8 protein-coding genes are annotated in these 10550 nt (G+C 39.8%); 2 read left to right on the top strand and 6 right to left on the bottom strand.

The features are described from left to right. Positions 1-141: 141 nt before the first annotated feature. Together QZ576_RS16530 and QZ576_RS16525 are read left to right on the top strand one after the other, a co-directional pair. A complete protein-coding gene (locus QZ576_RS16530) occupies positions 142-1359 on the top strand; it encodes a hypothetical protein (protein ID WP_297098981.1) in 1218 nt (405 codons plus the stop codon). A gap of 503 nt (positions 1360-1862) precedes the next feature. Beyond that, complete coding sequence (locus tag QZ576_RS16525) at positions 1863-2315, top strand: OsmC family protein (protein ID WP_297098978.1); 453 nt, start codon at positions 1863-1865, stop codon at positions 2313-2315. Between the two features lie 244 nt (positions 2316-2559). On the opposite strand, the gene narI is transcribed toward QZ576_RS16525, so the two are convergent. The 6 genes from narI to QZ576_RS16495 form a co-directional block, all read right to left on the bottom strand. Then, positions 2560-3282: a respiratory nitrate reductase subunit gamma gene (gene narI / locus QZ576_RS16520; protein WP_297098976.1), complete on the bottom strand. Its 723-nt coding sequence runs from the start codon at positions 3280-3282 to the stop codon at positions 2560-2562. Further along, entirely contained in the window at positions 3282-3905 is a 624-nt protein-coding gene (locus QZ576_RS16515; protein ID WP_297098974.1) for a hypothetical protein, read from the bottom strand. Before QZ576_RS16515 ends, narI begins: the two co-directional genes overlap by 1 nt. Further along, positions 3906-5396, bottom strand: coding sequence for a nitrate reductase subunit beta (gene narH, locus QZ576_RS16510; protein ID WP_297098972.1), 1491 nt, complete (start codon positions 5394-5396; stop codon positions 3906-3908). It abuts the gene before it with no gap. Positions 5397-5406: 10 nt separating this feature from the next. Continuing rightward, positions 5407-9021 (bottom strand): nitrate reductase subunit alpha, encoded by a 3615-nt coding sequence (locus QZ576_RS16505; protein ID WP_297098970.1) that lies wholly within the window; start codon positions 9019-9021, stop codon positions 5407-5409. Positions 9022-9097: 76 nt separating this feature from the next. Beyond that, positions 9098-9991 carry a cytochrome c gene (locus QZ576_RS16500; RefSeq protein WP_297098968.1) on the bottom strand — a complete coding sequence of 298 codons (894 nt, stop codon included), beginning with the start codon at positions 9989-9991 and terminating at the stop codon, positions 9098-9100. A 62-nt stretch (positions 9992-10053) separates the two neighbouring features. Further along, positions 10054-10530: a hypothetical protein gene (locus tag QZ576_RS16495; protein WP_297098966.1), complete on the bottom strand. Its 477-nt coding sequence runs from the start codon at positions 10528-10530 to the stop codon at positions 10054-10056. Positions 10531-10550: the final 20 nt, after the last annotated feature.

Raw genomic sequence — 10550 nt, 5'->3', positions numbered from 1 at the left:
GATATGGAAAAACTGAACGAAGACAAGCAGGATTTCCTGAAAACCATAGTGCCAAAATGGATGAAGGAAGCCGAAGAACGTGAGAAAACATACGACGCTGTTGTTCAGTTGCAGGAGTAATAAAAGCTAAATCCAAAAATTATGAATACTTCCAAGATTTCCATTTTGGTAATAGTGATTATATGCATCTCTTTCGCTGCAAAAGCACAGTTTTCACTATCGGGAGAATACAGGCCGCGAACCGAATTGAGCAGGGGATACAAGTCGCTTGCCATTGAAGATCAAAAAGCATCGTTGATTACATCTCAACGTACGAGGCTAAATGCCATGTTTAAAAACGAATACATTATAACCAGCCTGGTATTACAAGATGTAAGGCAATGGGGGAATCAGCCGCAATTAGTGAGTAACGAAGATTATGCGCTTTCGGTTCATCAGGCATGGGCCGAGGTGTTATTTACGCCTGAGTTTTCGTTAAAGGCAGGCCGACAGGAAGTGGTGTACGACGACCATCGTATTTTTGGTAACGTAGGCTGGGCACAGCAGGCACGCTCGCACGATATGGCCATTTTTAAATACGAAGACGATATAAAACTGCACTTTGGTATCGCGCATAATGAAAACAGCGATATTACCGATAACATTTACAATGGCCCTGATGCTTATAAAGATCTTCAATTCATATGGTTTAATAAAAGCTGGGAGAACAGCGCATTGAGTTTGATGCTTTTAAATAATGGTGTACCGTATATGCAGGAGGATGAACAGAAAAACCGGTACAGCCAGACCATTGGAGGAAGATATACCACCAATATCGAAGGGGTAAATCTGGCTAGTAATCTTTATTGGCAAACCGGGAAACATGTTTCGGGAGCGAAGATTAGTGCTTTGAACTTATTGTTTGAAGCGGCATATAAAAATTTTGTTGCAGGATATGAACGTCTTTCAGGTACCGATTACAACGAAACAGAGAAATATAAATCTTTTACGCCACTGTACGGCACCAACCATAAATTCAATGGTTTTATGGATTATTTTTATGTTGGTAGTCACATCGGATCGGTAGGATTAAACGATATTTATTTGAAATACAAGTACAAGAAAGATCAGGTTGTGTTTGATGCACATCTGCATTATTTTGGTGCTACAGCCGAAATTGCCGCTGACGCATCTAACTATTTGGGGACCGAAATCGACCTTTCAGGGAAATGGATCATAAATCCGTTCACCTCAATTACGCTTGGATATTCAACGATGTTTGCCGGCGATTCGATGGAAATTCTGAAAGGCGGCGATAGTTCTGTCGGACAGCACTGGGCTTATCTGATGTTATCGGTTACTCCTTCGTTTATAAAATAAAGCCAATAGAAAGAATGTTAAGCATTTTATTCACTCGGCTATTATTACAACAATTTTTGTTAGATAAATCTTTTGAATCACACCAAATAACAAAGAAAAAACTAAATGGATCAAATTTTTTAGAAAGCTATATAGATGGCCGGCTATCGTTATAGCTTTTATTGTCGTACTTTTTTGCAGTCGCTGGAATTGTGATGCTTAGTTTCATATGGATTCAAAATTAAGATTTCAGTAATATTTTCATTTTGTTTCATGAATAGAAAAATCAGTATGTTTTTTTCTATATTTGTGACCTATATAGATGATAGGATAAATAGATTTAGATGAATAAACCGCTTTCCATAGCAAACAACATGATGATGTGTATGTGTTGCTGTATGTTTTCAAAACATGTGGAGGGTGGTTGTATGGATTAAAATATAGAAATAGTAAGTAAACTATAAATGTAACAAGCCCTTCACGATTTCGTGAAGGGCTTTTTTTTTAATTATAATTATAAAATTATGTCAGATTTAACGTTTAAAATTGAAGGAGAAGCCCAAACACCAGCACGTATAGCTGCAAGTGCCAGAGAATTTATCATAGTGGTAGATGAGCCACCTGCCTTGGGAGGGGATGACCAGGGAGCCAACCCTGTAGAGTATCTTTTGGCAAGTTATGCAGGATGTATTAACGTGGTTGCACACTTAACTGCCAAGGAATTGGGTATAAAATTGTCCGGATTAAGAATTCAGATAGAGGGCAACATTAATCCTGCCCGTTTGTTTGGAAAATCAGATGAAGACCGCGCAGGATTTAAACAAATAGAAGTGCTGTTTATACCTGAAACAAATGCCAGTCAAGAAGAAATTGAAAACTGGATCGCGACGATCAAAAACCGCTGTCCCATCAACGATAACCTGGCAAATCCAACACCACTCACATTCAACCTTATTCAGGAATTAGTAACGAATTAAAAAAAGTTTAAGTCTGGAATACTATTTAATATTCCAGAAACCATTGGAAAAACTCCTTTAGTTCGTTCAACTTAAGTTAATAAAAGTAGGGCCAAGGTTCTCGTAAATTTCAATAATAAAGGTTTTATTTGCTTGGTTCTTTCTTCGCTAATAGATAAAACAACCAGTATTGAACCTATAAATTGAAAAGCATCAAAACATGATTAATCTTTTGATGTTGTTTTACTAACAATTAAATATTTCATTAATTATTCCGGGCTTTCACCCCACGGTTAAAATCGGTAGAGCTGCGCCGGGTTTTTCGGTCCCAGTTCCATATAACAAATTGGTAAGCACGTATAATGTAAACAAACGGATAGACCAAAAAATGCATTAAGCGGGTAAACGGCACCATGCCTACAAATATAAATGCCGAAGTAATGTGCAATTTAATACTTAATGGCATGGCTGCCACCGCTTCGTATTTTGGACTAAATAGAAATATCGATTTTAAATATGGTGCCAGCGAAACAGCGAACCAGGCCGACCCCCAACGGTCGAAATACGCAATCCATAAACCGCTTATTACCTGAGTGAGTATCAAAACATAAACAACAATATCCATTTTTGAGGTAATATTTTTTAACCGCTCAAAAGCAAGCCTACGGTAAATTAATGTAACTATCCCAAACAATGAAAGCAGTCCAAATGCAAGCGCCGATATTTCAATGATTAATAAACGTGTTGGATGACCGGTAAACGAGATAACACTTTTGGGAAAGAGAAAGCCGATTAAATGGCCAAAAAACAGGGTAACAATTCCGATGTGAAACGCGTGGCTACCCCAATACAAAATACGGCTTTCGAGCAATTGCGATGAAAGTGACGACACTGAAAAAGGTTTTGTTCGGTATCGTATTACAGAACCTACTACAAACAAGAACAATGCCGCATAGGGCAATCCAATAAAAATAAAATCGTTGTACATTATCTTTTTCCTTTAAATTTTTTTCTTTCAAATAAAGACGTATCAATTCCGGTGATGTAATGGTTCAGAAAGTTTGGTTTTTCTTTTGATCCAATCCGAACGGGTTCGAATTCCGAGCTATTAAATTCAATTTTCAATAAGTTGATAAGAATTCCCATCGGAAGACGGTAGATATTCTTTTCGTTTACAAGTTTCTGTTGCATTTGCTCCAGGGCCGGTAGTACAATACTTACCGACAATTCTTCGGCAAAAGATTTGTCTTTAGTTTTACTCAGCAGAGTTAAAATATTTGGTAGAAAGTCAGCCAGATCCTTGCCACAATCATTACCTATTTTCTCTTGCACTTCTTTTATGTGATATAAAAAGCGACCATGCTTCGAGTCGTCGCCAAATATAATGTAGCCAATGTCAAGGTGACAAACTGCCCTTATGTCAAAGGTTTGTAAGTAATATTCTTCTAGCTCATGTAACGACTTTTCATTTGTGAAAGTCACAAATCCTTCCAATCTGGATGCCAGCACGACATCTTCTTTAATTAGCACTTCTGAAACTAACTGAATACTTTTAAGGGTATCAATAGTTGGGTATCTAAACAAATCAGCGATATATTTATAAATCTCCATTTACAATCCCCGTGTTGGTTTATGATGAAATCCAAAACCTGTATTTCCTTTTACATCGCCCGAGTCTTCAATCATTTCAAGAGCTTCTTCCCGATGTGCGGGAGGTATTACGTAACGTTCTTTAACGGTTGGTAAAGAGGTTAAACGATAAATATCGTCAGCCACTTCTCTGGTTACACCTACCTCTTTTAATATATCTTCGAGTTGCTCTTTATTTTGGTCCCCAACGGTTTCATCGCGACGAAACCAACGTACAGCCATCAATTTCTTTAATACATCTTTTATGATTTCTTCGTTTCTGGCCGAGAACAAACTTGCCATGTAGGAAATAGGTAAACGTGTATTTTCAATTCCTCCAAAAAGCTCTTTCGCTGAATTGTGGTAATTCCCGTCTTCCACTTTTCCCATCGTTGGCAACAATGGTGGCACATAAAATAAGTTAGGAATTGTTCTGAATTCGGGATGTAGAGGCAATGCAAGTCCCCATTCTTTTACAAATTTATAAACGGGCGATTTTTGCGCGGCTTCAAGGGTATCGTCGGAAATACCATTCTCTTTGGCTGCTTTAATTACCGCCGGACTTAACGGATCAAGATAAATTTCCATTTGGTTGGTGACCAAATCGGATTCATTAGAAATAGCAGCTGTTTTTATCATATCCGCATCGTATAACATTACTCCCAAATACCTGATCCTTCCAACGCAGGTATGCATACATGCCGGTGTTTGTCCTGTTTCCAGACGTGGGAAACAAAGAATACATTTTTCCGATTTTCCGGTGTTCCAATTATAATAGGTTTTTTTATATGGACATGCCGTTATGCACATTCTCCAGCCCCTGCATTTATTCTGGTTCACCAAAACTATGCCGTCTTCGCCACGTTTGTAAATAGCTCCTGATGGGCATGATGCCACACAGGATGGATTTAGACAATGATTGCAAATACGTGGCAAATAGTGCATTGTCATCTGTTCCAGTTGAAACATAGCTTCCTGTTCTGCCTGTGTTATGTTTTTAAGATTTACATCCTGACGTGCATAATCGGGAGTGCCGCTTAGGTCATCGTCCCAATTGGGGCCGCCTTTTACTTGCATTGGTTTGCCGGTTACCAGCGAAACAGGGCGTGCAGTAGGCTGGTCCTTGCTTTCGGGGGCATCAAACAGCTTACTGTAGTCGTAAGTCCATGGTTCGTAATAATCATCCATTTCGGGCATGTTCGGATTATGAAATATATTTTTTAAACCTTTCACTTTTCCGGCACCTTTTAATTTTAGAAAATGACTGTCTTTTTCCCATCCTCCTTTGTAAATCGACTGGTCTTCCCATTTTGTGGGGTATCCAGTACCGGGTTTTGTTTCCACATTGTTCCACCACATATATTCAGCACCTTTGCGATCGGTCCAGGTATTTTTACATGCAATTGAACAGGTATGGCAGCCGATACATTTATCGAGATGAAAAACCATTGATATTTGACTTCTTACATCCATGTCTTTATTTTTATCCTAATTCTACTCTTTTCATTTTTTGCACTAACACATGAGAATCGCGATTAACACCAACTGGCCCCCAGTAATTAAAATGATAGGAAAACTGTCCGTAACCACCAGCCAACAGGTTGGGTTTTAGTCGCACGCGAGTGAAACTATTGTGACCTCCACCTCTTTCGTAGCCCCGGACATCAGGTTTTGGTGACGAATAGGTACTTTCGGTGGCATGGTACACAATGCATATTCCTTTTGGTATTCGGGCGCTTACCACAGCTCGTGCACCGTAAACACCATAGTCATTAAATACTTCTACCCAATCGTTATCCTTAACCCCAATTTCCTCGGCATCTTCCTCGCTTAGCCAGCATGGAACCATTCCTCTAGAAAGCGTTAACATGCGTGCCGTATCGCTGTATGTTGTATGCATTTGCCATTTACCGTGCGGTGTTAAAACGTTTAAGACTTTTGCCTTTCCGGTAGCCACAGAGTTTTGCAAATCACCCAGCACATTTGGTTTTGGAGAAGGTTTGTAGGTGGGCATGTTTTCGCCAAACTTGATGTACATGTCATGATCAATATAAAAATGCTGACGGCCTGTTAAAGTCCTCCAGGGAACAAGACGTTCAACATTATAGGTAAATCCGGCATAAGCACGTTCGTTGGCCATAATACCCGACCAGACAGGAGAACTTATGTATCGTTGTGGTTTTGACTGCAGATCATTAAAATCAAGCTTAACATGTTTAAAATCTGAAGAAATATCACAAAGTGGCAGCCCTGTTCGTTTCTCTGCATTTTTGTAAGCACGGTGTGCCAGCTCGCCATTGGTAACTGAAGAAAAATGCAGAATAGCATTTATTGCTTCTTCGTCTTCCATTAACGAAGGATAGACTTCTCCTTTCACTTTTTGCAGGTGGTTTTTATCTTCCAATAATTTGTCGTAAAAGTCGGCAGTTTCAAAACTATTTCCATGTGCACCCATACCGTTCTTTGCATTGCGGCCAAGGGTAATAAACTTGTTGTAAATCTCAGTATATTCACGTTCAACAAATGCGATGTTATGCATGGTTTTTCCAGGTATCATCTCGCATTCGCCCTTGCTCCAGTCTTTAACATCGGTCTGAGCAATTTCTGACTTTGAATCGTGCATTAACGGCAGATTCACAATATCCTTTGTTTTGTGTGGAAAATGTGTCTTTGCCACTTCGGAGGTATGTTTTGCAATCTCCCTGAATATAGCCCAGTCGCTTTTTGCTTCCCAAACTGGTGGTACGGCAGCAGTAAGCGGATGGATAAAGGAATGCATGTCGGTAGAATTGATATCTGATTTTTCGTACCACGAAGCTGCTGGTAAAACAACATCAGAATACAATGCCGAAGTATCCATCCTGAAATTCAAGTCGATAATTAGATCCATTTTACCGCGTGGTGCTTCTTCTTTCCATTCTACATCGTTTACAAGGCCTTTGCCCAGTTCATTGGCCACCGAGTTATGATGGGTTCCTAGGTAATGCTTTTTAAAGAATTCGTCGCCTTTTGCACTCGACATCAAGGCATTCCCACGCCAAATGTACCATACCCTCGGAAAGTTTATTTCTTCATCGGGGGCTGCTACAGCATGTATAATTTCTTCTTCTTTTAGTTGTTTCAATAAATAATCCCGAATTTCGTCATCAGTTTTTGCGCCTGCATTCATTGCTTCTTTCGTAATGTCGAAATTCGACTTGTTGTATTGTGGGTAAAAGGGCATCCACCCATTTCGTACTGATTTTACAATCATGTCGGCGGTATGCAAACTACTTAGTTCATTTCTCGGCACAGTGTTGTAATCTTTATGATGTCCATCGTAGCGCCATTGATCGGAATTCATGTAATGCCAAATGGGGCCTTGCTGTAAACGGACGGGTCCCTGCCAGTCTTTTCCAGCCATGATGTGTCCCCACGAATCGACTACTGCTGCTTTTTCTTGACCTACGTAGTGGTTTAAGCCACCCCCGTTCTTTCCGATACAACCGGTTAGCATCAGAGTCATGGTTGCCGCTTTGTAGATTAGGTTGCAGTGGTACCAATGATTTACGCCGGCACCGATAATAACCATACATTTTCCGTTAGTGCGTTCTGCTGTAATGGCCCACTCGTGTGCAAATTTTATCACGTTTTTGGCTCCAATTCCGGTAAATACTTCCTGCCAGGCCGGAGTGTAAGCCTGTTCGCTTTCTTCGTATGATTCTGGATAATCTCCTTCGAGCCCGCGGTTTACACCAAACTGTGCCATTATTAAATCGTAAACTGTAGTTACAGTAACAGTGCCATCAACAGTTTTAACGTTTTTAACAGGTACACCACGTAGACGTTTCTTATTCAGACCAAATTCGGTAAACTCAACCTGTAAAACATCATCATTGTTTTCAAGTAAAGTTAAAAGCGGGTCGTAATCGCCGCCCACTTCGGCATCTGTAAATCTCATGTTCCAGTTTCCATCTCGGTCGTCCCAACGGTGTCCCGAACTTCCGCCAGGGCATACAAAATCACCATTTCTTTCGTCAATGTTCAGAAACTTCCAATCGCCGTTTATCGCATTTTTATATTTGCTTATTTTATTGGCTCGTAACAATTTGCCAGCTTTGTTGATTCCATCTTCATTGTTAATTTGAACTAAAAATGGACTATCGGTATAACGTTTTACATAGTTGATAAAATAAGGGATTTGTCTTTTGTGATGGTATTCTTTTAAAATGATGTGTGTAACCGCCATCCAGAATGCGCCATCCTGCCCTCCGTGAATAGGAATCCATTCGTCGGCATATTTGCCCGAGGCATTTAAATCGGGGGAGAAAACCACTGTTTTAGTGCCGTTGTGCCGGGCTTCCGAAAAATAATGTACGTCGGGGGTGCGTGTTTGTGCTACGTTAGATCCAACAGCTGCAATAAATTTCGCATTATACCAATCTGCACTTTCTGCTACATCGGTTTGTTCGCCCCAGGTTTCGGGGAACGACGGTGGTAAATCGCAATACCAGTCGTAGAAGCTGAGGTTAACACCACCCATCAATTGTAGAAAGCGTGATCCTCCAGCATAAGAAATCATCGACATAGCCGGAATTGGAGAAAATCCCACTAAACGATCGGGACCATATTTTTTTACAGTTGCAATGTTGGCTATAGAAATCAATTCCAAAGCTTCGTCCCAGGATACTCTTCGAAAACCGCCTTTCCCACGGGCATTCATGTAGCGTTTCCTTTTCTCTGGATCGGTCTGAATGTTTTCCCAGGCTGTCATGGCATCGCCGTGTTTGTTTTTTTCCTCGTGAAACAAATCTAGCAAGGCACCTCGCACCAAGGGATATTTAACCCGGATTGGGCTGTACAAATACCATGAGGCCGAGATGCCACGCTGGCAACCACGTGGTTCGTATGGCGGCACATTTTTGTCAATGATGGGATAATCCAACGCCTGTGTTTCCCAAACCACTACTCCGTTTTTTATGTGTATCATCCAACTACAACCACCTGTGCAGTTGGCGCCATGCGTACTTCTAACAACTTTGTCAAACTGCCACCTGTTCCGGTAAAAATCTTCCCATTGCCTGGTTTTGGGAGAAATTAAATCTTTAATCCAGCTCATATAATCGTTTTATTCGGTTCTACTTATTACAATTAAAGAATAAGCATTATTATACTTCAATTACCAGATATTCGTCTCAATGAAATTTGCTCTGCCTTTTCATAATCTGATAATTCACACTCCGTTTTTTACGTTTAAACCAAACCAATGCAATAAGTACAAGCAAAATGAACATGCCTTTTACGCCGTTTTTAATAAAGTCTGTAGGGGCAGCTTCAACCATTACATCTGCTTTGTCTGCATGCATTAGGTATACTTGTATTTTTACGCTTTCATCTTTTGTTAACACAGCTTCTTCGTATGCATTCTTCATTGCCGGAAAAGGGGGATGATCAATAATTCCTTTAATGCCTGCCAGTCCGCCGTTTCTCGAGAAGCTTTTGGTTAGATCAGCTGCCAGTAGACCGCCTTGTACTGCATTATCGCTATTTACATGATGGCATGAAATACAGGAGGGACCTCCATTTTTAAACGCTCTTTTTCCCTCAAAAAGTTCCTGACCTTTTATCAGGTTTTCTTCGGTGTAGATGCTTGCCAGATATTCGGTTGCTTGTGCCGCAGCAGTAGAGTCCGAAAGTGCATGCTCTTCGTTTTCTTTTTCTGATTCATTGGTACTGAAACTGTCAATATATTTAACTAGCGCATCCAGTTCGGGATCGGAAAAATTGTAATCCATCATCGGCAGTTTGTTGAATTCTTCGAAAAGGGCAACTGCATCAGGGTCTCCGGCTTTTATCATTCTTTGGGACGATTTAATAAAGTTTTTTATCCAGCTAACGTCCCGGCGCTTGCTTACATCCAGTAAATCAGGACCCAGTAGCTTACCTCCTCCAATAGTGTGGCAGGCTCTGCACTGCTGAAACAATTTTTCGCCATCTTGTGCAACTGCATTCGAAAAAACAAAAAGCAACACAACTAAATAAATTGTTACTGAGACTTTTTTGTGATTTAGACTTGTTATTAACTTCATTTTTTTAGCCTTGGTATTATTGAGTTTTATTATTTCTACTGATAGTATCTGTATCTGGTTATTTATGCAGGCAATTCAAATTCGGTTTCCCATTCAAGTTCTGCATCGGTGTTTATTAGTCTTACTTTCAAATACTTCTTTTCGTCGTCTTTTACATCTAATTCCCTCGAAATTATAGTACTTGTTCCTTTGTTTTTATCATTCACTACGTCTCCCAGTCGTGGCAAAAAGGGATAGCAGATACTTATTTTATGGTCTTCATCTGTCACCATATTCATTGCCTGATTAAAAAGTATCATTTCAAAGGTTTCAACAATGATATCGTTTGTCAATCTGTTTTTTTCTTCATCACCAAGTTCATACACCCACTCCATAAAAATCCTAATCGTTCTCTCCTTTAATTTTCTCTGAATATTTTCAGGAAATGGTGTTCTGATATGATCATTATTATTAAACCAGAATTTAAAGGATTCATCGATAAAATCGTGCCCGATAAAATCCTGTTCATTTATAAATATTTCAAATTCTTTGTCGGTCATTGAATAATAGTATTTAGTTC

This window comes from uncultured Draconibacterium sp. (assembly GCF_913060805.1).
Classification (GTDB): Bacteria; Bacteroidota; Bacteroidia; order Bacteroidales; family Prolixibacteraceae; genus Draconibacterium.
Note: the sequence above shows the minus strand (reverse complement) of the source record. Positions and strands in the feature narration are given on the sequence as shown.

Bases quoted from the DNA above. Each gene is read 5' to 3' on its own strand.
- QZ576_RS16530 (WP_297098981.1), top strand. From the start codon at position 142: ATGAATACTTCCAAGATTTCCATTTTGGTAATAGTGATTATATGCATC.
- QZ576_RS16525 (WP_297098978.1), top strand. From the start codon at position 1,863: ATGTCAGATTTAACGTTTAAAATTGAAGGAGAAGCCCAAACACCAGCA.
- narI (WP_297098976.1), bottom strand. From the start codon at position 3,282: ATGTACAACGATTTTATTTTTATTGGATTGCCCTATGCGGCATTGTTC.
- QZ576_RS16515 (WP_297098974.1), bottom strand. From the start codon at position 3,905: ATGGAGATTTATAAATATATCGCTGATTTGTTTAGATACCCAACTATT.
- narH (WP_297098972.1), bottom strand. From the start codon at position 5,396: ATGGATGTAAGAAGTCAAATATCAATGGTTTTTCATCTCGATAAATGT.
- QZ576_RS16505 (WP_297098970.1), bottom strand. From the start codon at position 9,021: ATGAGCTGGATTAAAGATTTAATTTCTCCCAAAACCAGGCAATGGGAA.
- QZ576_RS16500 (WP_297098968.1), bottom strand. From the start codon at position 9,991: ATGAAGTTAATAACAAGTCTAAATCACAAAAAAGTCTCAGTAACAATT.
- QZ576_RS16495 (WP_297098966.1), bottom strand. From the start codon at position 10,530: ATGACCGACAAAGAATTTGAAATATTTATAAATGAACAGGATTTTATC.